Genomic DNA, 23,006 nt, shown 5'->3' with positions numbered 1-23,006 from the left:
GCGCCGCAGGCTCAGGCCGCGGCAAACCTCAGGGCCTCGGCCGCCACCAGGCGCGCGCGTGGGCCATAGCTGCTGAGTTCGCAGAGCGTGGCGTTGTGGTGGGCGCTGATTTGTGCGGCGCTGAGCACGCCGTTGTCCAGCGTGGAGTGGCCGTCTTGCACCAGGCAGACCTCGTAGCCCAAAGCCAGGGCGCGGCGCACGGTGGAGTCCACGCAGAAATCGCTTTGAATGCCGCACACCACCAGCTGGCGCACCCCCGCGGCGCGCAGGCTTTGCTCCAGATCGGTGTGCTGGAAACAGTCGCTGGCGGCTTTGTGGAGCCGCCAATCGCTGGGCTGCACGCTGAGGTCTGAGGCCAATTCCCAGCCCGGCTCGCCGCGCCGCATGGGGCCGCTCACAGCTTCGTGCTGCACCAGCACCACGGGCACGCCCGCGGCGCGCGCGACTTGGGTGAGCGTGTTGATGCGCGCCACCAGCGCCGCTGCCTCAAACACCTCATAGCACCCGCCACGGCACAGGGCTTGTTGAACATCCACCACCAGCACGGCGGTGCTGCGTGGGTCAAGCGGCATGGGGCAGGGGCTCATCAGTTTGTCCTAGCTTCTGCGGGGTGTGTTCGGGGTCCTGTGCCGCATTGTGCAAGCTGGCACGGTGCCAAAGGCTGCACGGTTCCAAGAGCAGGGGCGCGATTGCGCCGTTTCGGCGCAGGGGTGGCGCTGTCACCGTCGCGTTATGGGACAGCGCAACAGCCCGGGGCTGGCCCGCTGGTGTTGGCACGGTTTGTGAGTGCAATGTGTTTGGCCCGCATGGCGCGGGTTTGGCACCACTCAAGGAGACTCACATGCTGTATGCACTGCCTGGCGCCGCTGGCGCCCCTCTGAGCTTCAAGCCCCAGTACGACAACTTCATTGGCGGGCGCTTTGTGGCACCGGTCAAGGAACAGTATTTCGACGTCGTGACGCCCATCACCGGCAAGGCCTACACGCGAGCGGCACGCTCCAGCGCTGAGGACGTCGAGCGCGCGCTGGACGCCGCGCACGCCGCGGCCGATGCCTGGGGCAAAACCAGCCCGGCGCACCGCGCCAACATCCTGCTGCAGATTGCCGATCGCATCGAGCGCAACACCGAAAAGCTGGCCTATGCCGAGACTGTCGACAACGGCAAGCCCATCCGCGAAACGCTCAATGCCGACATTCCGCTGGCGGTGGACCACTTCCGCTATTTCGCGGGCTGCGTGCGCGCTCAAGAAGGCGCGTTGAGCGAGATCGACGAGCACACCATGGCCTACCACATCCACGAGCCGCTGGGCGTGGTGGGGCAGATCATTCCCTGGAACTTCCCCATCCTCATGGCGGCCTGGAAGCTCGCACCGGCGCTGGGTGCGGGCAACTGCGTGGTGCTCAAGCCCGCCGAGAGCACGCCCATCAGCCTGCTGGTGCTGGTGGAGCTGATTGCTGACTTGCTGCCGCCAGGTGTGCTGAATGTGGTCAACGGCTTTGGGCGCGAGGCGGGCATGCCGCTGGCCACCTCCAAGCGCATTGCCAAGATTGCGTTCACGGGCTCGACCAGCACCGGGCGCTTGATTGCGCAGGCCGCGGCCAACAACCTCATTCCCGCCACGCTGGAGCTGGGCGGCAAGTCGCCCAACGTCTTCTTCCCCGACGTGATGGACCGCGACGATGGCTTTCTGGACAAAGCCATCGAAGGCCTGGTGCTGTTTGCCTTCAACCAGGGCGAGGTGTGCACCTGCCCGTCGCGCGCCATCATTCATGAGTCCATCTACGACCAGTTCATGAGCCGCGCGCTCAAGCGCATTGCCGACATCAAGCAAGGCAACCCGCTGGACACTGACACCATGATGGGCGCGCAGGCCTCGCAGGAGCAGATGACCAAGATCAGCAGCTACCTGGAGCTCGGGCGCCAAGAAGGCGCTGAGGTGCTGGCCGGCGGGCAGCGCGCGCAGCTCGGTGGCGAGCTCGCCAGCGGCTACTACATCCAGCCCACGGTCTTCAAAGGCCACAACAAGATGCGCATCTTTCAGGAGGAAATCTTCGGCCCGGTGCTGGCCGTGACCACCTTCAAAGACGAAGCGCAGGCGCTGCAGATTGCCAACGACACGCTCTACGGCCTGGGTGCGGGCGTGTGGAGCCGCAACGGCAACGTGGCCTACCGCATGGGCCGCGCCATCAAGGCCGGGCGGGTGTGGACCAATTGCTACCACGCCTACCCTGCGCACGCGGCCTTTGGCGGCTACAAGGAGTCGGGCATCGGGCGCGAGACCCACAAGATGATGCTGGACCACTACCAGCAGACCAAAAACCTGCTGGTGAGCTATAGCGAGGCCAAGTTGGGCTTCTTCTGATGAGTATCAAGTGTTGAGAGCGCGGCGTGCACTGCCGCGCCCCCTTGTGGGCCTAGGATTTTTGGCAGCAGCGCCGCTGCTCTCACCACACAGACATTCACGGAGCTTCACCATGGTCAGCAGTTTCTTCATGCCCAGCGTCAACGTCATGGGCGCAGGCTGTTTGCAAGACGCCATGAACGCCCTCAAGGGCTATGGCTTCAAGCGCGCCTTGATCGTCACCGACAGCGTGCTCAACCAGCTGGGCGTGGCCGCGCGCATTGAAGCGCTGCTGGCCGAGAAGGACATCGACGCCGTGGTGTTTGACGGCACCCAGCCCAACCCCACGGCAGGCAATGTGCGCGCCGGGCTGGCACTGCTGCAGGCCAAGCGCTGTGACTTTGTGATCTCGCTGGGCGGGGGCTCGCCGCACGACTGCGCCAAGGGCATTGCGCTGTGCGCCACCAACGGCGGCGACATCTGCGACTACGAAGGCGTGGACCGCTCCAGCAAGCCCCAGCTGCCGCTGGTGGCCATCAACACCACCGCAGGCACGGCCAGCGAGATGACGCGCTTTTGCATCATCACGGACGAAACACGCCACATCAAGATGGCCATCGTGGACCGCAACGTCACGCCCATCTTGTCGGTCAACGACCCCGAGCTGATGCTGGCCAAGCCCAAGGGCCTGACCGCTGCCACCGGCATGGACGCCCTCACCCACGCCGTGGAGGCCTATGTCTCCACCGCCGCCACCCCCATCACCGACGCCTGCGCGCTCAAGGCCGTGGCCCTGATTGCCAGCCACCTGCGCACCGCTGTGAACCACGGCGACAACCTGTCCGCCCGCGAACACATGGCCTATGCCCAATTCCTTGCGGGCATGGCCTTCAACAACGCCTCGCTGGGCTATGTGCACGCCATGGCCCACCAGCTCGGCGGCTTCTACGACCTGCCCCACGGCGTGTGCAACGCCTTGCTGCTGCCTCATGTGCAGGCCTTCAACCTGCCCACCTCCGCCGCACGGCTGCGCGACGTGGCGCAGGCCATGGGCGTGGACGTGCAGGGGCTGGACGCCGAGGCTGGCGCCAAGGCGTGCCTGAGCGCCATTCGCCAGCTGGCGCTGGACATCGGCATTCCCAAGGGCCTTGCCGAACTGGGCGTGAAGGCCGCCGACATCCCGCTGCTGGCCAGCAACGCCCTCAAAGACGCCTGCGGCTTGACCAACCCACGCCGCGCCACGCAGGCCGATATCGAAGCCATCTTCCACGGCGCCATGACGGCGGCCTGAGCCGCCGCCCCGGGGCCATTTGACCCAAGGAGCTCACCCGCATGACCACCCCTGCGACCACCCCACCCCCACCGCGCGTGCTGGCCACCCCTGCCGCGCTGGTGCTGGTGGACGAGCTCAAGGCTCAACACGGCCCCGCGCTGATGTTCCACCAGTCCGGCGGCTGCTGCGACAACAGCGCCGCCAATTGCCTGCTGCCCGGCGAAATCACCATGGGCCCGGGCGACGTGCTGCTGGGCGAGATCGGTGGCTGCCCCTTCTACATCAGCCGCTCGCTCTACCAAACCTGGGCCCACACCCAGCTCATCGTGGACGTGATCGAGGGCCAAGGCGGCAGCTTCTCGCTCGAAGGTGGCACTGGCAAAGCCTTCCACACGCGCTCGCGGGTGTTCAGTGCAGAGGAGTTTGCAGCCTTGGGGGCGTTGGGCTGAGGGGAGAGGCCCTCTCCCCAACCCCTCTCCCAGGAGGGAGAGGGGCTTGAGTGGTGGCATGGCATGGCATGCCATTCCCCTCTCCCCTCGTGGGAGAGGGGTCAGGGGAGAGGGCTCCTCTCCCGCAATGCTGCCCAAATCAGCCCCAACACCGCTTCACGCTGGCTCAGCCATTGGCTGTTCCAGACGCGCAAGATTTCAAAACCCTGTGAGCGCAGCCATGCGTCTCGTGAGGCGTCGTGCTCTTGCTGGTCGTGGTGGTGCGCGCCGTCGAGTTCCACGATGAGCCGGGCCTGGAAGCACACAAAGTCGGCGATATAGCGCCCCACCGGCGCTTGCCGGCGGAATTTCCAGCCATCCAAACGCTTGGCACGCAAGCAGGCCCACAGCTGCTGCTCGCAGTCGGTCATCTCGCGGCGCAGCTGGCGTGCGCGATGTCGGGCCCAACGGTGTGTTGGAGGGCATGCCATGGCATAGGCTCTGAGCGGTACGGAGCAAAAACTCTTGCGCAGAAGCGGGGCCGTGCCAAGGTGCGGCGCAGGGTTGGTTCATCAACGGTGGGGGTGGTTGGGCCCTCTCCCCAACCCCTCTCCCAGGAGGGAGAGGGGCTTGAGTGGCGTGCCATTCCCCTCTCCCCTCGTGGGAGAGGGGCCAGGGGAGAGGGCCACCAGCCCCATCACCCCTTCGTCAAGGCCAAAAACGCCGCTTGGGCGTCGGCCTCACCCGTGGCGTGCAGCAGCTCGGCCACGCTGCCTTGGTGGCGGATGCGGCCTTGGTGCAGCACCAGCAGGCGCTGGGCGCCCGCGACTTCTTCCACCAGGTGGGTGGCCCACAGCACGGCCACACCTTCACTTTGCAGGGTGCTCACCGACTGCAGCAGCTGCGCGCGGGAAGCTGGGTCCAGGCCCACGGTGGCTTCGTCCATGAGCAGCACGCTGGGGCTGTGCAGCAAGGCGCGGGCGAGTTCGACTTTGCGCCGGGTGCCGCCCGACAGCGCGCGGCAGGCTTTGCCGTGTTCGCCTTCAAGGCCCAGGCGTTGCAGTGCGGCGTCGATGCGCGGTTCGGCCTCGCGGCGGGGCATGCCGTGCAGGTCGGTGTGGAAACGCAGGTTGGCGCGCACGCTCAGGTCCAGGTCCAGCGCGGGCTGCTGGAACACCACGCCCAGGTGCGCCAGCGCGCGGTGCGGGTGGCGGCGCAGGTCGTGGCCTTCGATGTGGATGCTGCCAGCATCGGGCACGAACAGGCCGGTGAGCAACTGCAGCAAGGTGGACTTGCCCGCGCCATTGGGGCCCAGCAGCACCACGCGCTCGCCGCGCTCGAGCTGCAGCGACACCTCTTGCAGCGCGGGTTTACCGCGCCGGTAGCTCTTGCACAGGCCCTGAGCCTGCAGCGGCAGCGGCGCGGCGCTCATGGGGCGGCCAGCAGCTTCATGCGCGCCAGCAGCGCCTGTTCTTGCTGGCGCGCGTGCAGCAGGGCTTGGCGGTAGGCCTCGGTGTCCAGGTAGGCAGGCTCTTGCTCAAAGCGCTCCAGCTCCGCGAGATGGCGCGGCGTGTGCATGGCGGCTTTGAAGACCTCGTGCAAGCGCGCCACCACGCCCGCAGGCGTGCCCGCGGGCGCCACCAAGCCCCAGGGTGAGTTGAAAACCATCTGCGCGTAGCCCAGCTCTTTCATGGTGGGCACTTGCGGCCAGCGCGGGTTGCGCTGCGCGCTAAAGACGGCCAGCAAGCGCAGCCGCCCCTGCTCCACCCAAGGGGCAAAACCGGTGGAATTGACCCCGGCCATGAGCGTGCCGTTGGCCAGCGCCAGCATTTGCTCGGACGTGCCTTTGAAGGGCACATGCGTGTACTCCAGGCCCTGGGTTTTGAAGAGATCGGCCATGGCCAGATGCGGCGTGGTGCCCACGCCGTTGGAGCCCACCATCAGCGCACCGGGGTGCTGACGGGCCCAGGCCAGCATGTCGGCCACGCTGCGCCAGGGGCTGTTGGCCGCCACCAAAAGGCCAAAGCCCGTGCTGGCCACTTGCAAGATGGGGCTGAGGTCGACCAACGGGTCCCAGGGCACTTTGTTCATGAGCGCGTGGCGCAGCACCGGCAAGGCCAGCTGCCCCACCGTGAGGCCATCGGCGGGCGACGATTTCAGCACCGGCACCACCAGCGTGCCCGAAGCACCCGGGCGGTTGTGCACCACCACGCTTTGCCCCAGCAGGCGCGCGGCTTCTTCGGCCAGCACGCGCAGCGCCAGGTCAGTGGCCCCACCCGCAGGCCAGGGCACCACCAGCTGCAGGGGCCGCGCAGGCCAGCCCGGCGGCGCGGCCTCGCGTGCTGCGGCGGCCATGCCGGCAAAGGGTGCGCTCAGGAGCCCACCGACTGCCGTGCGGCGCGTGAGATGAGCGGCAAGACAGCGTGAGGGTGAACGTGCAGACATGCAGCGACTATGCGCAGGCCCACACAGCCCTGGCGACCCCCATGCTTGCGGGGGTGTGCGGGGCGCACGACGCGCGAGGCCCGGACTTCCCCTGAGTGGCGCTGCGCACGCCATGGCACACGATGGGCATCCCTGTGGTTGCCTCTTACCTGGAGCACAAGCCATGTCCTGCCCCCACCCTGCCCGCGCTCTGGCGCGCTGGCTTTGGCTGCCCTTGAGCCTGTTGAGCAGCGCCGTGTGGAGCGGCCCAGCCGCCGTGCCGCCCGAACAGGCCAGGCTCTATGTCTCCAGCGAGAAAGACCACCAGCTGGCCGTGTTTGACCTGGAGGGCAAGGCCCTGGGCCAGATTGCCGTGTGCCAGCGCCCGCGCGGCATGGCCTTCAGCGCCGACCGCCAGCACATCCTGGTGGTGTGCGGCGACAGCAACGAGCTGGGCGTGGTGGACCGCCAGCAAGGCAAGCTGGTGCGCCGTCTGCCCTTGGGCGAAAGCCCCGAGACCCTGGCCCTCTCGCCCGACCGGCAAACGGCCTACATCACCATCGAAGACGACAGCGTGCTGGCCGCCTTTGACCTCGCCAGCGGCAAGCGCCTGTTTGAAGTGCCCACCGGGCGCGAGCCCGAAGGTGTGCTCGTCACCCCCGATGGCCACGAGGCCTACGTCAGCTCCGAGGTGGCCAATCTGGTGCACCACATCGACCTGCGCCAGAAAAAGGTGCTCAACCACATCAAGGTGGGGCAGCGGCCGCGGCGCTTTTCGCTCTCGCCCGACGGCAAGGAGCTGTGGGTGAGCAACGAGCTCTCGGCCAGCGTCAGCGTGGTGGATGTGGCCACGCAAAAAGTCAGCGCCACCGTGGCCTTCAAGCTGCCGGGCATGCGCAGCACCGACATCACCCCCGTGAGCCTGGTACACAGCCCCGATGGGCGCAGCGTGTGGGTGGGCCTGGGCCGCGCCAACCATGTGGCCGAGGTCGACACCGCCACGCGCCAGGTGCGCCGCACCGTGCTGGTGGGCAAACGCGCCTGGGGCCTGGCGCTCAACCGCAGCGGCAGCCGCCTCTACGTGGCCAATGGCCTGTCTGACGACATGAGCATCGTGGACACCGCCACCGGCAAAGCCCTGCGCAGCGTGAGCGCCGGGCGCGTGCCCTACGGCGTGCTGGTGTATGACTGAGCGGCCCTGGCGCAGCGCCCTGCTGGCTGCCCTGCTGTGGGCGCTGAGCGGGCCACTGCTGGCGGCCAAGCCTGCGGCCCCAGCCCCTGCCAAGGCTGGCGCACGCGTACTGGAACTGGCCGTGGTGGGCGTGGCCGACGACCCGCGCTACCTGCCGCGCCGCCTGGAAAAACGCTGGCCAGGGCAGAGCCTGGGGCGGCTACTGGGCGCCGCGCAACTCAGCGCCGAAGACGCACAGCTGGAACTGGAGCAAGCCCAGCTGCAGCTGCGCGTGCAAGACGCCCAAGCCCCCAGCAGCGCGGAGCTGGGGGCCTTGCTGCAGCAGCTGGGCTCGCGCAAAGTCGGCGTGTGGCTGCTGGACCTGCCCGACGCCCTCATGCCCCAGGCCCTGCAAGCCGCGCAGGCCGCGCAGGCCCTGGCCATCAACGCCAGCAGCAGTGCCGACGCGCTGCGCGCCCAGGCCTGCCGCAGCGCCGTGCTGCACACCCTGCCCAGCCAGGCCATGCTGGCCGATGCGCTGGCGCAATTCCTGGCCGCGCACCAGTGGCGCCAAGCCCTGCTGCTGCACGGCGGCCATGCGGACGACGCCGCCCTGCTGCAAGCCTGGCAGCGTGCCGCCAAGCGCTACGGCATCAGCCACACCGACACGCGCCGCTTCAAGTTCAGCACCGACCCGCGCGAGCGCGAGGCCGCCAACCCACGCCTGCTCAGCGCCGAGCGCCGCCACGACGCCGTGCTGGTGTGGGACAGCGAGGGCGAGTTCGCCCGCGCCCTGCCCTACAACACCCAGCAGCCCCGCCCCGTGCTGGGCAGCAACGGCCTGGTGGCCCTGGCCTGGCACCCGCTGTGGGAACGCTATGGCGGCCCGCAGCTCAACCGCCGCTTCAGCAAGCGCGCCCAGCGCCCCATGAGCGGGCAAGACTGGGCTGCCTGGGTGGGCGTGAAGGCCGTGGTCAGCGCCTGGGTGGCTGCGCCCGAGGCCACGCCGGTGCAGCTCTCGCAGCGCCTGCGCGCGGGCGGCGTGCCCATCGACGGCTTCAAAGGCCTGCCCCTGAGCGTGCGCCCCTGGGACGGCCAGCTGCGCCAGCCCGTGCTGCTGGGCCATGCCGATGGCGTGGCCGCCACCGCGCCCGTCGAGGGCGTGCTGCACCCCACCGACACCCTGGACACCCTGGGCCTGGAAGAGAAGGAGAGCGCATGCAAGCGCTGAACACCGCCGCCGCTGGGCGCGCCCAGCCCGTCGCCCGGGGCCTGCGCGCTGCGCGCGCCATCATCGGCCGCGAGGTGGCCAAGTTCCTGCGCCAGCCCGCACGCCTGGCCTCGGCCCTGGTGCGCCCGCTGCTGTGGCTGGTGGTGTTTGCGGCGGGGTTTTCCAATGTGTTTGGCGTCTCCATCATCCCGCCCTACGAGACCTATATCGACTACCGCGTCTACGTGCTGCCGGGGCTGCTGGGCATGGTGGCGCTGTTCAACGGCATGCAAAGCTCGCTCTCGCTGGTGTACGACCGCGAGATGGGCCTCATGCGCCTGCTGCTGACCGCACCGCTGCCGCGCGGCTGGGTGCTCACCTTCAAGTTGCTGGCCGGGGCCACGCTCTCGCTGCTGCAGATGCTGGCGTTTTTGGCGGTGGCCCGTCTGCTGGGCCTGGAGCTGGCGCTGCAGCACGCGCCGCTGCTGCTGGGCGCCATGGCCGCGGCCGCGCTGCTCATGGCGGCGCTGGGGCTGGCGCTGTCGGTGCATGTGCGCCAGCTGGAGAACTTTGCCGGAGCCATGAACTTCGTCATCTTCCCCATGTTCTTCATCAGCTCAGCGCTCTACCCGCTGTGGAAGTTCGAGGAAGCCGGGGCCTGGTGGCTCTACCAGCTGGCGCTCTTGAACCCCTTCACCCAAGTCGTTGAAGCCATGCGCTTTGCGGCCTACGGCCAATGGCACACCAGCGGCTGGGTCACCGCCGTGGTGGGCACCGCCCTGGCTCTGGCCCTGGCCATCCACGGCTACGACCCCCAGCGCGGCTGGGCGCACCAGCGCGGCGGCTGAGGCGTACTGCTGCGCGGAGGTGATTCACCACTAAGCAAAGGCGTGCCAAGTTGGCGCAGCTCTGCGCCGAAATGCCGCAGCACCAGCGTTGCCACAGCGTGGCACGGGCTTTGCACCCCAGTGGGCGTGCGGCTGCCACAGCCGCCAACAACCCCCAATGGAGGAGACCCCCGTGAAACGCACCGCCCTCTCGTTGCTTGTGCTGCTGGCCGCCACACAAGCTGGCGCCCAAGTCAGCGCCGACATGATCCACCGCGACGCCAACACCCCCGAGGACGTGCTGTCCTGGGGCATGGGCCCGCAAGGCCAGCGCTACTCACCGCTCAACGACATCAACCGCAAAACCCTCTCGCGTCTGGTACCAGCCTGGAGCATGTCTTTTGGCGGAGAAAAGCAGCGCGGCCAGGAAAGCCAGCCGCTGATCCACAAAGGCAAGATGTTTGTGACCGCCTCCTACTCGCGCCTGTACGCGCTGGACGCCAGCACCGGGCGCAAGCTCTGGAAGTACGAACACCGCTTGCCCGAAGGCATCATGCCCTGCTGCGACGTCATCAACCGCGGCGCGGCGCTGTTTGACAACCTCGTCATCTTCGGCACGCTCGATGCGCAACTCGTGGCCCTGGACCAGGACAGCGGCAAGGTGGTGTGGCGCGAGAAGATCGAGGACTACCACGCTGGCTACAGCTATACCGCCGCGCCGCTGATTGCCCAAGGCTTGCTGCTGACGGGCGTTTCGGGCGGCGAGTTCGGCGTGGTTGGGCGCGTCGAAGCCCGCGACCCCCGCACCGGCAAGTTGGTGTGGACCCGCCCCATGATCGAAGGCCATATGGGCACCCTCAACGGGCAAGACAACGGCATCACCGGCACGCTCAACGCCAGCTGGCCGGGCGACACCTGGAAGACCGGTGGCGCCGCCACCTGGCTGGGCGGCAGCTACGACCCCAGCACCGGGCTGGCCTACTTCGGCACCGGCAACCCCGGCCCCTGGAACAGCCACCTGCGCAAGGGCGACAACCTCTACTCTGCCTCCACCGTGGCGCTGGATGTGAAGACCGGCAACATCGTCTGGCACTACCAAAACACACCCAATGACGCGTGGGACTTTGACGGTGCCAACGAATTCATCACCTTCGACATGAACGGTCGGCGCGTGGGCGGCAAGGCCGACCGCAACGGCTACTTCTACGTCAACGACGCGCGCACCGGCGAGCTGCTCAACGCCTTTCCCTTCGTCACCCAAACCACCTGGGCCAAAGGCATAGACCTCAAAACCGGCCGCCCCAACTTTGTGCCCGACAACCGCCCCGGCAACCCGCTCGACGGCGATGGCAACAAAGGCCAGTCGGTGTTTGCCGCACCGGGCTTTTTGGGTGGCAAAAACCAAATGCCCATGGCCTACAGCCCACGCACCGGGCTCTTCTACGTGCCTGCCAACGAGTGGGGCATGGACATCTGGAACGAACCCGTGAGCTACAAAAAGGGCGCCGCCTTCCTGGGTGCGGGCTTCACCATCAAGCCGCTCTACCAGGACTACATCGGCGCGCTGCGCGCTGTCGACCCCAAGACCGGCAAGATCGCCTGGGAAGTGAAAAACAACGCCCCGCTGTGGGGCGGCGTGCTCGTCAGTGGCGACCTGGTGTTCTGGGGCACCCCCGAAGGCCTGCTCAAAGCCGCCGACGCCAAGACCGGGCAAGTGCTGTGGCAATTCCAGACCGGCAGCGGCATCGTGGCCCCGCCCGTCACCTGGAAGCAAGACGGCGTGCAATACATCGCCGTGGTCTCGGGCTGGGGCGGTGCCGTGCCGCTGTGGGGCGGCGAAGTGGCCAAGCGCGTGAACTACCTGGAGCAAGGAGGCTCGGTATGGGTGTTCAAGCTGCTCAAGTAAAGCGCGCCAGTGCCGCTGCGCTGCTGGCCTCGGCCCTGAGCCTGCCCAGCTTGGCCATGCCCTCTGTGGCCGACCCGCAGGCCCTCGGGCAAGGCCACGGCTGCAACTCCTGCCACGCTACGCACGAAAAAATCGTCGGCCCCGCCTGGGCCTCGATCGCACAGAAATACGCCGCTGACGCTGACGCCGAAGCCACACTGATGCAGTCCGTGCGTCGGGGCTCGCAAGGCAAATGGGGCCGCGCCGCCATGCCGCCGCACCCCAACCTCAGTGACGACGAGCTGCGCCTGCTCGTGCGCGCCGTGCTGCGCACCCCCGCCGCCGCCAAGCCCTGAGCCCCCCAAGGGGGGCCTCCGCGAGCCCAGCCTTGCAACCCAGGGCTGGGCCTTTTCCTGCCCCGCCCGGCCTACAGCACCGCGTAACGCCCGGGCCGGTGGTTCACGGCAATGAAGAGATTCATCACCACCGCGGCCAGCACCGAATAGGCCAGCCGCTCAGGGCTCACCACACTCAGCGCGCTGAGCAAAATCGTGCCGTCCATGACCATCTGCACCTTGCCCGCGCGCCAACCCCGCGCCTGCTGTAAATACAGCGACACGATGGTGGCCCCACCCAAGCTGGCGCGATGGCGCGCCAGGAACAAACAGCCCGAACCCAGCAGCAAACCGCCCAGCACCGCTGCATAAGCCGGATGAATGCGCTCAATGGCAAAGAGCTGCGGCGAGTACTCCGTCGCCAGCGACAACACGCCAACCGCCACAAACGTTTTGAGCGTGAACTCCCGCCCCATGCGCACCCAGGCAAACCAATAAAACGGCAGGTTGATGAGGAAGAACAACTTCCCCAAGCCAATGCCCGTGGCGTAATGCAGCACAAACGCCGCCCCCGCCGTGCCGCCCGTCAGCAGCCCCACCTGGGCAAACAAAATCATGGCCAGCGACACAAACAGCACGCCCGTGAACAGCGCCTGCGCGTCCTCAAACGGCGTGTGCCGCCGGATGCTGGGGTCCTCCAGCGCCTTGATCGCGGCTGGCTGCGGGTGGCGCGACGTCAAGCCACCGCGCACAGAAGGTTGGGTTGAAGAATTGGACTGCATAGCTCAAGGGTTAACCCTGAAGCATGCCATGAATACGCAGGCCCCAAACCCATGGCTGAGGGACAGCGAAGCGCAACACCACCCTAAGGCAGCGGGCCAACTCTCGGGCGTGGGCTCAGGTGCCGCTCCTTTTGGCCAGCGCCAGAGCTGCGCCAAAACCCATGAAAGTCGCCCCTCCGGCCTTGTTCAGCAAGCGCCCCCCACGCTCGGAGGTGAGCCAGGCCCGGGCTTGATGGGCAAAGAGCGCATAGCCCGTGTGAATGCACACCACGAGCGTGGCATATGAAGCCACCAAGAGGGCGAACTGCGCCTTGTGGCTCGGGCCAGATTCGACAAACTGCGGAAACACCGAGAGAAAGAAGAAAATCGCCTTGGGATTGGTCATTTGCAGCGCCAGCCCTTCGCCAAACCTGCGAAGAAATTTCGCCTCATGCACCGAGCGATTGCAAAAATTCGGTGGTGACGCCTTCCAGATCTTCAGCCCCAGATACATCAGGTAAGCCGCACCAACGAACTTCATGACGGAGAACGCTACCGCCGAAGCTGCCAATAAGGCCCCCAATGCCGTCGCCGAAATACCGGCCACGATGAACGCACCCGCAGCAATCCCAAAAATACCGCCCACCGTACCCCTGAATCCAAAGCGCAGCGCGTTGGCGATAGTCATGAGAACGCCCGGCCCAGGGCTCAGAACCGTGAGAGCCGCGACAGCGAGGAAGAGCAAATAAGAGGTCATCTGGTGGAATATAGTCAAACTTCCCGCCCGACCGCACTAGACTCGCATCAAAGCCAACAACTGCGTTGCATCCGCAACAGTGCGCGAATAGACTGGCGCACCGGGCCAGCCCCAAATCTGACCGTCGATACCCTCTTCGCAACCACCTCGCCCAACACAGGTTCAACCATGAAATTTATCACCATCATTGGCACTGGTCTCGCATTCACACTCAGCGGCTGCGCGATTCATCAAAATGTCAAACCTGTTGGCAATCTGGACCAGAAGCAGGTTTGCGTCATCGAAAACCCATCCATCAGGTCAGGATTTTTGGATGCGTACGTGAGGTCCCTCAACGCCAAGGGTTACCAAGTCAGAAAGCTGCCGCTCTCCGCGTCCCTGGTGGAATGCAACATCACCTCAACCTATACCGCCCACTGGCGCTGGGATTTGGCCTTGTATATGGCCTATGCCGAAATAAAGGTGTACAACGTCGGCAAACCCATTGGTGAAGCCAAGTACGACGCCACGCGCGGCATGGGAAGCATGAATAAGTTCATTGACGCCGACAAAAAAATCAGCGAACTGGTCGACCAGCTTTTCCCTGGGGGCGCGGGCCTGGCACCCGCGGCCCCACCCAAAGACCGTTAAAAACTTTTCACCACACCCACGGTAAGCAGCCCGTATTTATTTCGATGTGACCGGGCTGTGAGCGTGTTGTAATTCAATGGAATCTCGCCCACAAATTGATGGGTCATGAGCTGGTTTCTCATAAACACCGTTGTTTTGCCTGACAGGCGATACCCCAACTCCGCCATCAATATCGTGTTCGACCTGTAGGCTTTCCCGCCTCGCAACTCCACGATTTTGTCGACGTTATCGCGTTTCCAGTATGTATGACTGACGCCTGCTTTCGCCATCCAATTTTCCTGAACCCAAGCCACATTGACCCCAGCGCTGACAAAGCGTGAGCGGTATTGACCTTCGCGATTAACGTCGATTCCCGTTACCGCATTCGGTGTCGAAATTCGAATATCAACACCCTTCTCGGTACATGTCTGAATCACATCACTATCTGTGAATTGAACGTCATACACGCAGCCGGAACCAGATTTCCTCGTGGCCGAAACTTGGTCGAAATACACCTTACTGAAGCCGAAGCCCGCGAACCCACTGAGGCTCAACGCAGGAGTTACCTTTGTCGTAGCAATGGTGTCAAGCTGCAGTTGTAGGTCGCCTGGTTTTTTTGCGGTGACTGATGTAAATTCGTTTCCCTTGACTTTGGTTGACGTATTTCTTCTCAACTGCGGGGCTTGATTTCCCCAAGCCCCAACGCGAATAGCGGCTGAAGTATTATTATCAGGATCTGAAAATACCAGCCATTGTGCGTGCGCTTGCCACGAAGTAATGTCACCAGCGAAGCTCACGTATTCAATGTCGCGTCGAAAAACTTGAGCATCAATCCACACTCGGGGGTGGACTCGAACACCAATTCCTAAGTGGGCCCCACGGTAAACACCAGAAGGTCCATACGTACCGTCGGCACGCTTGGGTCGGAAGTCAAATAAATCAATTTTCCTATCTGCCAAGTCCACGCCAAATTCGACCTGCGGAATCATTAAAGGTTCAGAATTTCTAGCAGTAAGAAGCGTGTCCAATGGTGCTGCATTGGAAAAAACAGGGATTGTCGAAACCTGCACAAAGATCAATGCAGCAAGCGGGCGGGAATTGGCAGTTAGCGAATATTTACTCATCATGCATATCAGAGGTTTTGGCCACTCTCGGGGCCAAAATGCATGAAGGGCGGTTAACCGCCCTTCACGCTTTACGCATCAATGTCCCTTAGGACTTCACTTGATGCTCACACGACCCGCAAACGAAGGGCCTGTGACAGACTGGCTGGTATTGGGAATCGAGATGGTTGCCGTGGACAGGGCCACGCCATCCTGCAGGCGAATATTGAGCGCCTTGTCGGTAGCCACGGTGAAATCAAAATTCCCCTTCAAGTCAAGGAATGCAGAAGCTGTCGCCTTCGTCGTGTTATCTGCACTAGCGATAACCTTTTTGACGATGTTCGAATAGTTCAGCCTCAGCGCATTCTTCTCCACGGTGACAGGAGTGAATTCCAGATCCGTGATGGTCAAATTGACCACGCTGCCGTTGGATGTCCGGCCATAGGCATGCACCTTGGTTCCGGCCGGCACGCTGACAGTCAGTTGCTTGCTGGCGTCGATTTTGAACGCCACCTTCTCAATGAGAAGGTTCAAGATGCGGCCGCTGCCACCCTGCTCAAGGATAGAAAGCGCCATCGGCGCAAACACTTCAGCGGCTGGAGACCCAGTGACACTGATTGAAAAGCCAATCGTCTGCAGGCTTGGGATCTCGATGCCATCTTTGAGAGCCGCAAGTCGATGGACCGAATCGTTGATGAAAATCGAATCCGACGTCATCGACAGGTAGTCCGTGGTCGCAGTGGTGCTCAGAGGCTGCTTTGCCGGGCTTTGCAGGTTGGTAACCAAATTCTTCAGCTCCACATCGCCCGATTTGATCAGGATATGGGCTTCCGCTGCCAAGTTTCCAGCCAATTCACTGAGATTCACAGCAGTGATGTTTTTCGAACTGATGAGCGGTACGGTTGCAATGGCGTTCACCAGCGTTTGGGTGTCAACCGTACCAGATGGGGCGATCAGTTGACCAGAATTCGGCTTAGCCAAATTCTTTGCAATGCCAGAAATAATATCGCTGTAGGCCGTACGGTATTTGAGCTGGGAGGCCGGATCTTCGCCGTATGTCAGGGAGGTTGCAGCTCCTACCAGGCGGTCCACCACCTGCTGAAGAGCCAAAGTCCGCTTGCGCAGGTCCTGGTTTGCCCCATCGGCGATGTCAATTTGAGTAACATCAACTGAAGAGGGCAAACCCAGGGCAGCAGCCAAAGCCTCTTTCGACATGCCTGTACCCACCAGCATGGTCGTGGCAGGGGTCATCACAGCGCTGCCAGCAGGTGTTTTCAGCACGCCACGGAATTCATGGCCGGTGTCCGTATCGATGCCGCCAAAGCCGACGACGCTTCCCGAGCAGCCGCCAACCAGGGTATACGCCCCATTGCTCGCAGTGATTGTGCGTTCCTCACCGGAATCTGCATGCCCGTTGTCATTCGCGTCACAAAAGACAGTTGCACCCTGCACATACCCGTCAATCATCTTGCCGGAAACCGCCTTTGGCTTGACCGGCTCTTCGGCTGGGCTTGCGCCACCTCCACAGGCCGACAGCGCCGCAAGAGACGCGCAGAAAATCAGAGACAGGGTGAACTTATCGAATGACTTCATATTCAACTACTTCTAAACTATTAATCTCGCGCTTAATCGCAAGCTCCAAATCATCAACACATCACCGGCGCGCGCAAATACCCCTCAGGCAACACAAAAGAGTGCCCCTACCATATTTGGCCCGCATTAAAATGTGGCGAATTTTTGAAGTTTACATCAATGTTGATGACACCCCATGTCAATGCACATTAACACGGATATAAATTTATGAATTTATAGATATTTTGTCCATGACCGTCGACCCCATGGGCGCGCGCAAATAGCGGACTCCAAGGGAATCATGCATCCGACAATTTGAAATTAAACAAATCGGGCCAAACTCAACCCCGCACGGAATTGAGCCGATTTATGCAGCATTTACGGGGTAATGGCGCCGCAGTTTGAGACCATTGACGCCACGCCGCCCAAGCATTCACACCACCGCGCAGCCCTTGCACGAAGTCATGCAAAACCGCATCATGGCGAAATTGCTGGCCTCCAGGTCGCTGACTTCGATGTCCTAGTGATATCGGGCCTCCGGCGCTGCAAGCAGACTGACCACAGCCAGGGAGTCCAACTCCAGCACAGCCCCTAGCGGAGCATGCCCTGCAGCGCGTGAATAAGTCACACCATTCTAGGGTTGGCAGTCATCATCGCTACGTATGAAAAATTTGGCCTAAATTCAGATTTTTATATCGACAACGCCTAGCGCCACAGCCCACAAATTCTGCCCCTGGGTGAAACCCACCCTTCAAGCCTTCCTCGACACCGCATCACTACGAAACACCAGCGGCTGGGTTTCGCGCTGTTGGGGGGCTTGGCGCACGAGGCGGACCACGTCTTCGTGCTGGGGCGAGCGGCTGCAGACGGGGTCGGTGGCGGCGGGGTTGCCGGTGAGGGCGAAGGCTTGGCAGCGGCAGCCGCCGAAGTCTTTGTGGCGCTCTTCGCAGCCTTGGCAGGGGGGCCGCATCCAGGCCTCGCCGCGGTAGGCGTTGAAGGCAGGGCTGTCGTACCAGATGTCGCGCAGCGGGGTGTGGCGCACATCGGGCAGGGTGAGGCCGGGCAGTTCGCCGGCGTTGTGGCAGGGCATGGCGCGGCCGTCGGGGGCGATGCTGAGGAACACGGAGCCCCAGCCGTTCATGCAGGCTTTGGGGCGCTGTTCGAAGTAGTCGGGCACGACAAAGAGCAGGCGGCAGCGCTGGCCGATGCGGGCGCGGTAGTCATTGACCACGGCTTCGGCCTGGCGCAGTTGTTCGGCCGTGGGCATGAGTTGGGCGCGGTTGTGCAGGGCCCAGCCGTAGTACTGGGTGTTGGCCAGCTCCAGGTACTCGGCGCCCAGCTCCAGGGCCATGTCGATGATTTGCGCCACGTGCGGCAGGTTGTGGCGGTGCAGCACACAGTTCATCACCATGGGCCAGCCTTGGGCTTTGATGATGGCGGCGACGCGGCGCTTGAGGTCGAAGGTGCGGGTGTGGCTCAGGAAGTCGTTCATCTCCCGCGTGGAGTCTTGGAAGGAGAGCTGCACGTGGTCCAGGCCCGCGCGATGGAGTGCGGCGGCGCGCGCTTCGGTGAGGCCCACGCCGGAGGTGAGCAGGTTGGTGTAGTAGCCCAGGCGGTGGGCTTGGGCGACGAGGTCTTCGAGGTCCTCGCGCAGCAGGGGTTCACCGCCGGAGAAACCCAGCTGCGCGGCACCGAGCTCGCGCGCCTGGCGCAGCACGTCCACCCACTGCGCGGTGCTGAGCTCTTCGCGCCGCTGGGCGTAGCGCAGGGGGTTGTAGCAAAAAGCGCAGTGCAGCGGGCAGCGGTAGGTCAGCTCGGCCAGCAGCCACAACGGGGGGCCGGGGCGCGGTGGGCGCGGGGCCTCACTCAAACCAGCCACGCCGCCACCCCTCGCCCAGCAGGGCGCGCACATCGGGCTCGATGCCACTGCAGTCGTACTCAGACTCCAGCTCGGCCACCAGGGCGCTGATGCTGCGGCTGCCGTCGCAGCGGCGCACGATTTCGGCGGCGCTGGGGTTGAGCTGCACCATGCCTTCGGGGTAGAGCAGCACCCAGCTTTGCTGGGCGGGTTCGTATTGCAGGCGGAACAACCGACTCAGGCGCGGCCGGTTGGGCAAGGTGTCGGGGCTGCGGGGGGCAGTGGTCGTGGGGGGGGTGGTCGTGCTCATGGGCGGCAGGCCTTTTCAATGGCGTCGAGCATGCTCCAGAGGATGTCCAGCTTGAAGCGCAAGATCTCCAGCGCACGTTGCTGCTGGGCGGCGGTGGTGAAGTGCGTCAGCGTGACGCGCAAACCATGCTCCACATCGCGCGAGGCCAGCGGGATGCGGCTGCGGAAGTACTGCAGGCCTTCGGCCTCGATCCAGGGGTAGTGCAGCGGCCAGCTGGCCAGGCGGTCTTTGTGGATTTGCGGCGCGAACATCTCGGTCAGCGAGGAACACACCGCCTCCTGCCAAGGTGCCTGGCGCGCGAAGTTGAGATAGGCATCGCAGGCAAAGCGCACGCCGGGCACGACGTGGCGCAGCGACTGCAGCTCCTGGCGCGACAGGCCCACGGCCTCGGCCAGGCGTGTCCAGGCCTCGATGCCACCGGCCTCCGAGCCGCTGTAGTCGCCACTACCGTCGTGGTCCAAGATGCGCTGCACCCACAGCCGACGGTCCTCGCGATCAGGCATATTGGCCATGATGGCGGCGTCTTTGCGCGGGATGCACAGCTGGTAGTAAAAGCGGTTGGCCACCCAGCAGCGGATTTCTTCGGGCCGGCAATGCCCGGCGTTGAGCCGCACATTGAAGGGGTGGTGGATGTGATAGCCCGCGCCTTGGGCACGCAGCTGCGCCTCGAACTGCACCGCGCTCCAAGCCTCTGGGGTTGCCAGGTTCACAGCACGATCTCCAGTCCGTCGTAGGCCAGTGCCACGCCGGCGGCGCGCAGCTCGGCGTGCTCGGCCGAATCTTCACGCAGCACGGGGTTGCTGTTGTTGATGTGGATGAGCCACTTGCCGGTACTGGGGGGCAGTTGGCGCAGCCAGTGCAGCATGCCCTCAGCACCACTCTGCGGCAAATGCCCCATCTCAGCGGCGCGTTTTCCCGATAGACCGAGATCGATCATCTCGGTCTCACTCCAAAACGTACCGTCTACCAGCACCGTGTCGGCCCATTGCATGGCAGCCCACACGGGCGCGTCGATGCGGCCCAGGCCGGGGGCGTAGAAGAGCTTGCGGCCAGTTTGTGGGTTGTGGATCTTGAGCCCCACCGTATCGCCCCGGCGCGGGCGGCCACGGTAGGGCGAAAACGGTGGCGGCTGGCTGTGCAGGGGCAGGGCCTGCACTTGCAGCGGGCCCAGAAATGGGGCGTCGATGGCGCCACCATCCAGCGGCAACGCGCGCGGCGCCAGGCCGCCGTAGTGCCCCAGCAGGCGCGGCAGGCCCAGGCCCTGCTCCAGGTCGCCCAGCACCTCGGGCGTGGCATAGAGCGGCAGCGGCGTGGCGCGCTCGCGCAACATCAAGAGCCCGGCGGTGTGGTCGATTTGCGCGTCGATCAAAAGCACGGCGGCCACGCCGCTGTCGCGCAGCGCGCGCGCCGGTTGCAGCGCAGGCGTCTGGCGGATTTGCTGCAGCACCTCGGGCGAGGCATTGATGAGCAGCCAGTCTTGCCCATCTGCACTCAAGGCCACGGAGGACTGCGTGCGCGGCGCGGCGCGCAGGCCCCCAGCGCGCAGGCCCGCGCAGTTGGGGCAATTGCAATTCCACTGCGGGAAGCCGCCCCCGGCGGCAGACCCCAGCACTTTGAAAACCGCCATAGCCCCCACCTCTGTTTCAGCGGCACAACGACGCCAAAGCAGGCCCGCCCGCGCGGACTGCACAAACGCAGCCTGCGCGGGCGGGCCTGTGTCGGCGGCGCAGCACGGGCCGGGCCAGGCCCAGCACGGCTGGCCGCAAGGCCTCACGCATCAGCGATTGGCGATGTACATCGTGATTTCAAAACCGAAGCGCAGGTCAATGAAGCTGGGGGTCGTCCATGCCATGGTGGGGTCTCCTCGATGTCGTCGACGGGGTGCTGGCACAGTGTGCGCGCGGCTCAACGCGCCGCGTGGGACACCGCTTGCACGGTGACACACCAGCAGCAAGGGTGGTGCAAAACCCGTGCCACGTTGGAGCACTGCCCGCCCCGCCCTTGGCATGCCCTCACGCACCGCACCGCTGGCGTCAGCGCTTGTGCCAAACGGGTGTGCCAGCTGTTCCGATATGGAACACAGCGCACCGGCGTCAGGACAGCAAGCCCGGTGGCAGGCGGTCTTTTTTGCGATAGATGGTGTTGCGTGAGACGCCCAGCAGCCGGGCCGCTTGCGAGACATTGCCGTGGCACTGGCGCAGCGCCTCGACCATGGCCTGCAGCGCCACGTCCTGCAGCCGCGCGCCGGCTGCCGCCTCGCGTGCGGGCTCGGCAGAGGCGGTCTGCTGCGGCGCGGCGCTGGCGTCGGGGTCTTGCAGCTCATCGAAAAAGTCGTCGGGCAGGTGTTCAATGTCAATGCAGGGGCCCGCCCCGGCCATCACCACGGCGGTGCGCAGCAGGTTGTGCAGCTGGCGCACATTGCCCGGCCAGCGGCAGCGGTGAAACAGCGCCAGCACCTGCGGGCTCAGGCGCAGCGGCGTGCCGCCGCTACAGAGCTTGGTGAGAATTTTGTGCACCACCACGTCGAAGTCAGTGCGCTCGCGCAGTGCGGGCAGGCGCACCACCAAGCCGTTGAGGCGGTAGTACAGGTCTTCGCGAAACAGGCCTTGGGCCATGAGTGGTTTGAGATTTTTGTTGGTGGCACACACCAACGCCACGTCCACCTCGTACTCCTTGCTCGATCCCAACGGGGTGACACGCCGCTCCTGCAGCACGCGCAGCAGCCGCGCCTGGAGTTGGATGAGCATGTCGCCGATCTCGTCCAAAAACAAAGTGCCCCCATGGGCTTGCTGGATGCGTCCTGGCGCGCCACGGCGACGCGCGCCGGTGAAAGCGCCTTCCTCGTAGCCAAAGAGTTCGGACTCGATCAGGGTCTCGGGGATGGAGGCGCAGTTGATGGACACAAAGGGCCGCGCCGCACGTGGCGAGTCGTTGTGAATGGCCTGGGCCAGCAGGTCTTTGCCAGTGCCGGTCTCGCCCAGAATCATCACCGGAATGTCGCTGCCCTGCACGCGCTGGAGCTTTTGCAGCACGGCCGCGAGCTGCGGGTCGCCGGTGTTGAGGTAGCGCAGCCGCGACAGCGCCGGGCGCGCCTGCGCCATGGCCGCAGCCGGGGGCGCAGCGCCTGCAGACGCACCCGGCGCCGCCCAGCCCTGCACCAGCGATTTGGCCGGGCGCACGCGCACCTGCGCCACCACTGTCACGCCGTTGTGCAGGCACAGGCTCAGGGGCTGACCGGCAGCTTGGCGCAAGCCGTCGTGCAACTGCGAGACCGACAACCCAAACAGCGAAGCAAAGGTGTGCGCCCGCAAGGCACTGTTGGAGAGCCCCAGCTGGAACTGCGCGCTGCGGTTGGCACAGAGAAAACGTCCATCCGGCGTGAAGGCCGCAATGCCCTCCATGAGCGTGCCCAAAAACTCAGCGCGGGCATGAAAGTACAGGCGCATCGAGTCTTGCGTGGCATGGGCAAAGAGGCGGTTTTCAATCATCTGCGCAGACATGCGCACCAGGGCCATGGTGTGCTGGTGGTAGCTGCGCTCGTCGCCCGTCACGTCCAAGGCTCCCACCACCTTGCCATAGGGGTCCAAGATGGGCGTACACGAACAGGTCAGAAACTGGTTGGCATGCAAGTAGTGGTCACGCCCATGCACCACCACGGCGCGCTCCTCGGCCAAGGCCGTGCCCACGGCATTGGTGCCTTTGCTGCGCTCAGACCAATCCACCCCAGGCATGAGAGCCACCTTGGTGGCGCGCTCCAGAAAGTCCGCGTCGCCCAGCGAGTGCAGGATGAGCCCGCTGCGCGAGGTCAACAGCACCATGCTGTGGGTGTTGGCGATTTGCTCGTGCAAGGTTTCCATCACCGGGCTGGCGTGTTGGTAGAGCAGGCGGTTTTCCTCGCGCACGGTCGCGAGCCATCCCGGCGCCAGCGGGGCAAAGTCGGGGCGCTCATGGGCATCGAGCCCAAATGCAGCGCTGCGGTGATGGGCCTGGCGGATCACGTCGTCGTGCGGCGCCTGCACACCCAAACTGGCGTGCAGCGTGGACTGCGGGCCTCCAGGCAGCGGTGACAAATCGGCCATATGGTCTCCAGTGGCGGCGCCCGCTGCCCAGGGGGGAGCGGCGGGGGCGGGGCATCCCGGCAT

23 protein-coding genes are annotated in these 23,006 nt (G+C 64.7%); 9 read left to right on the top strand and 14 right to left on the bottom strand.

The features are described 5' to 3' along the window. Nucleotides 1-11: 11 nt before the first annotated feature. On the bottom strand, nucleotides 12-587 hold the full coding sequence (locus ACG0Z6_RS02255; protein ID WP_394458434.1) for a cysteine hydrolase family protein: 576 nt from the start codon (nucleotides 585-587) through the stop codon (nucleotides 12-14). 254 nt (nucleotides 588-841) lie between these two features. On the opposite strand from ACG0Z6_RS02255, the gene exaC reads away from it, so the two are divergent. The 3 genes from exaC to ACG0Z6_RS02240 all read left to right on the top strand — a co-directional run bounded on the left by exaC (nucleotide 842) and on the right by ACG0Z6_RS02240 (nucleotide 4,063). Next, the gene (exaC, locus tag ACG0Z6_RS02250; RefSeq protein ID WP_394458433.1) at nucleotides 842-2,362 is read left to right on the top strand and encodes an acetaldehyde dehydrogenase ExaC; all 1,521 of its coding nucleotides are present in this window, start codon (nucleotides 842-844) and stop codon (nucleotides 2,360-2,362) included. Nucleotides 2,363-2,474: 112 nt separating this feature from the next. Continuing rightward, the gene (gene yiaY, locus ACG0Z6_RS02245; protein WP_394458432.1) at nucleotides 2,475-3,632 is read left to right on the top strand and encodes an L-threonine dehydrogenase; all 1,158 of its coding nucleotides are present in this window, start codon (nucleotides 2,475-2,477) and stop codon (nucleotides 3,630-3,632) included. A gap of 41 nt (nucleotides 3,633-3,673) precedes the next feature. Next, nucleotides 3,674-4,063 carry a DUF779 domain-containing protein gene (locus ACG0Z6_RS02240; RefSeq protein WP_394458431.1) on the top strand — a complete coding sequence of 130 codons (390 nt, stop codon included), beginning with the start codon at nucleotides 3,674-3,676 and terminating at the stop codon, nucleotides 4,061-4,063. 101 nt (nucleotides 4,064-4,164) lie between these two features. On the opposite strand, the gene ACG0Z6_RS02235 is transcribed toward ACG0Z6_RS02240, so the two are convergent. From ACG0Z6_RS02235 to ACG0Z6_RS02225, 3 genes are all read right to left on the bottom strand, one after another. Next, nucleotides 4,165-4,533 carry an endonuclease domain-containing protein gene (locus ACG0Z6_RS02235; RefSeq protein WP_394458430.1) on the bottom strand — a complete coding sequence of 123 codons (369 nt, stop codon included), beginning with the start codon at nucleotides 4,531-4,533 and terminating at the stop codon, nucleotides 4,165-4,167. Nucleotides 4,534-4,739: 206 nt separating this feature from the next. Then, nucleotides 4,740-5,474, bottom strand: coding sequence for an ATP-binding cassette domain-containing protein (locus ACG0Z6_RS02230; RefSeq protein ID WP_394458429.1), 735 nt, complete (start codon nucleotides 5,472-5,474; stop codon nucleotides 4,740-4,742). Then, nucleotides 5,471-6,487 carry a tripartite tricarboxylate transporter substrate binding protein gene (locus tag ACG0Z6_RS02225; protein WP_394458428.1) on the bottom strand — a complete coding sequence of 339 codons (1,017 nt, stop codon included), beginning with the start codon at nucleotides 6,485-6,487 and terminating at the stop codon, nucleotides 5,471-5,473. The genes ACG0Z6_RS02230 and ACG0Z6_RS02225 overlap by 4 nt, the downstream gene beginning before the upstream one ends. A 163-nt stretch (nucleotides 6,488-6,650) precedes the next feature. Between ACG0Z6_RS02225 and ACG0Z6_RS02220 the strand changes: the two genes are divergently transcribed. The 5 genes from ACG0Z6_RS02220 (at nucleotide 6,651) to ACG0Z6_RS02200 (ending at nucleotide 11,915) form a co-directional block, all read left to right on the top strand. Continuing rightward, nucleotides 6,651-7,658 carry a PQQ-dependent catabolism-associated beta-propeller protein gene (locus ACG0Z6_RS02220; RefSeq protein WP_394458427.1) on the top strand — a complete coding sequence of 336 codons (1,008 nt, stop codon included), beginning with the start codon at nucleotides 6,651-6,653 and terminating at the stop codon, nucleotides 7,656-7,658. Further along, nucleotides 7,651-8,868 (top strand): type 1 periplasmic-binding domain-containing protein, encoded by a 1,218-nt coding sequence (locus ACG0Z6_RS02215; RefSeq protein ID WP_394458426.1) that lies wholly within the window; start codon nucleotides 7,651-7,653, stop codon nucleotides 8,866-8,868. Before ACG0Z6_RS02220 ends, ACG0Z6_RS02215 begins: the two co-directional genes overlap by 8 nt. Continuing rightward, entirely contained in the window at nucleotides 8,856-9,695 is an 840-nt protein-coding gene (locus tag ACG0Z6_RS02210) for an ABC transporter permease (RefSeq protein ID WP_394458425.1), read from the top strand. Before ACG0Z6_RS02215 ends, ACG0Z6_RS02210 begins: the two co-directional genes overlap by 13 nt. Nucleotides 9,696-9,894: 199 nt before the next feature. After that, complete coding sequence (locus ACG0Z6_RS02205) at nucleotides 9,895-11,580, top strand: PQQ-dependent methanol/ethanol family dehydrogenase (RefSeq protein ID WP_394458804.1); 1,686 nt, start codon at nucleotides 9,895-9,897, stop codon at nucleotides 11,578-11,580. Continuing rightward, nucleotides 11,556-11,915 (top strand): c-type cytochrome, encoded by a 360-nt coding sequence (locus ACG0Z6_RS02200; RefSeq protein ID WP_394458424.1) that lies wholly within the window; start codon nucleotides 11,556-11,558, stop codon nucleotides 11,913-11,915. The genes ACG0Z6_RS02205 and ACG0Z6_RS02200 overlap by 25 nt, the downstream gene beginning before the upstream one ends. Nucleotides 11,916-11,986: 71 nt before the next feature. On the opposite strand, the gene ACG0Z6_RS02195 is transcribed toward ACG0Z6_RS02200, so the two are convergent. Together ACG0Z6_RS02195 and ACG0Z6_RS02190 are read right to left on the bottom strand one after the other, a co-directional pair. Further along, nucleotides 11,987-12,676, bottom strand: a complete 690-nt coding sequence (locus ACG0Z6_RS02195; protein WP_394458423.1) for a YitT family protein — start codon at nucleotides 12,674-12,676, stop codon at nucleotides 11,987-11,989. A 115-nt stretch (nucleotides 12,677-12,791) separates the two neighbouring features. After that, nucleotides 12,792-13,412: a LysE family translocator gene (locus tag ACG0Z6_RS02190; RefSeq protein ID WP_394458422.1), complete on the bottom strand. Its 621-nt coding sequence runs from the start codon at nucleotides 13,410-13,412 to the stop codon at nucleotides 12,792-12,794. 168 nt (nucleotides 13,413-13,580) lie between these two features. Between ACG0Z6_RS02190 and ACG0Z6_RS02185 the strand changes: the two genes are divergently transcribed. Then, nucleotides 13,581-14,042, top strand: a complete 462-nt coding sequence (locus tag ACG0Z6_RS02185) for an Sbal_3080 family lipoprotein (RefSeq protein WP_394458421.1) — start codon at nucleotides 13,581-13,583, stop codon at nucleotides 14,040-14,042. On the opposite strand, the gene ACG0Z6_RS02180 is transcribed toward ACG0Z6_RS02185, so the two are convergent. From ACG0Z6_RS02180 to ACG0Z6_RS02145, 8 genes are all read right to left on the bottom strand, one after another. Then, a complete protein-coding gene (locus tag ACG0Z6_RS02180; RefSeq protein WP_394458420.1) occupies nucleotides 14,039-15,145 on the bottom strand; it encodes a hypothetical protein in 1,107 nt (368 codons plus the stop codon). The genes ACG0Z6_RS02185 and ACG0Z6_RS02180 overlap by 4 nt on opposite strands. 96 nt (nucleotides 15,146-15,241) lie before the next feature. After that, a complete protein-coding gene (locus tag ACG0Z6_RS02175) occupies nucleotides 15,242-16,717 on the bottom strand; it encodes a hypothetical protein (RefSeq protein ID WP_394458419.1) in 1,476 nt (491 codons plus the stop codon). Between the two features lie 730 nt (nucleotides 16,718-17,447). After that, complete coding sequence (gene pqqE / locus ACG0Z6_RS02170) at nucleotides 17,448-18,608, bottom strand: pyrroloquinoline quinone biosynthesis protein PqqE (RefSeq protein ID WP_394458418.1); 1,161 nt, start codon at nucleotides 18,606-18,608, stop codon at nucleotides 17,448-17,450. After that, entirely contained in the window at nucleotides 18,559-18,864 is a 306-nt protein-coding gene (gene pqqD, locus ACG0Z6_RS02165) for a pyrroloquinoline quinone biosynthesis peptide chaperone PqqD (protein WP_394458417.1), read from the bottom strand. Before pqqD ends, pqqE begins: the two co-directional genes overlap by 50 nt. Beyond that, nucleotides 18,861-19,574 carry a pyrroloquinoline-quinone synthase PqqC gene (pqqC, locus tag ACG0Z6_RS02160; RefSeq protein ID WP_394458416.1) on the bottom strand — a complete coding sequence of 238 codons (714 nt, stop codon included), beginning with the start codon at nucleotides 19,572-19,574 and terminating at the stop codon, nucleotides 18,861-18,863. The genes pqqD and pqqC overlap by 4 nt, the downstream gene beginning before the upstream one ends. After that, nucleotides 19,571-20,491: a pyrroloquinoline quinone biosynthesis protein PqqB gene (pqqB, locus tag ACG0Z6_RS02155; RefSeq protein WP_394458415.1), complete on the bottom strand. Its 921-nt coding sequence runs from the start codon at nucleotides 20,489-20,491 to the stop codon at nucleotides 19,571-19,573. Before pqqB ends, pqqC begins: the two co-directional genes overlap by 4 nt. A gap of 150 nt (nucleotides 20,492-20,641) precedes the next feature. Next, nucleotides 20,642-20,716, bottom strand: coding sequence for a pyrroloquinoline quinone precursor peptide PqqA (pqqA, locus tag ACG0Z6_RS02150; protein ID WP_394458803.1), 75 nt, complete (start codon nucleotides 20,714-20,716; stop codon nucleotides 20,642-20,644). A gap of 241 nt (nucleotides 20,717-20,957) precedes the next feature. After that, a complete protein-coding gene (locus tag ACG0Z6_RS02145) occupies nucleotides 20,958-22,943 on the bottom strand; it encodes a sigma-54-dependent Fis family transcriptional regulator (RefSeq protein WP_394458414.1) in 1,986 nt (661 codons plus the stop codon). Between the last annotated feature and the right edge of the window lie 63 nt (nucleotides 22,944-23,006).

Origin of the sequence: Roseateles rivi, assembly GCF_043555845.1 — a bacterium.
Lineage (GTDB): Bacteria > Pseudomonadota > Gammaproteobacteria > Burkholderiales > Burkholderiaceae_C > Roseateles > Roseateles rivi.
Note: the sequence above shows the minus strand (reverse complement) of the source record. Positions and strands in the feature narration are given on the sequence as shown.